General features: G+C 42.4%; 1 protein-coding gene. It reads right to left on the reverse strand.

All coding sequences use genetic code 11. From position 1 onward, the window contains the following. Nucleotides 1-29: 29 nt before the first annotated feature. The coding region (locus A3761_RS03100; protein ID WP_197472772.1) for a sterol desaturase family protein at nucleotides 30-498 on the reverse strand (469 nt) is incomplete at its 5' end.

Genomic DNA, 498 nt, shown 5'->3' on the forward strand with positions numbered 1-498 from the left:
GGGCTGTCATCAGTAGTGATATTTTTGAGCTAGTTAATTCTGTCGGGTGCTTCGTTTTTTACTTCTGATCCAGGGTATTTGTGTTCTTGTTTATAGCGTAAATATTCTTTTATGTACGTGCCAAAATACTTATCCAGATAATGAAGCGCCCCGGCATAGTTGCCTTTAAAGCGTGCATGATGAAAGTCGTGGTAAACCGGGCCGTCATATAAAGGCAAAAACCGCAAAGGATTCCATGGAAAGTCATAGCCTGCATGGCCGTCAGCGGCTTCAATATTTCTAATAATAATCCAGGCATAGAGCACATAAAGATGGCAGCCAAGTAAAATAGGGCCGAGCATGGCTAGACTGCCGATCAAGATGAACTCGATAACATGAAAGTAGTTACCGTCTAATGCGCAGGTGTTGTGAATTCTATGATGGACCGAGTGAACCTTGCGTAGCATCCATTTGTTTTCATGTAGCCAGCGATGCATTAAATAGAAAAGAAAGTCATCC

The organism is Oleiphilus sp. HI0123, assembly GCF_001635315.1.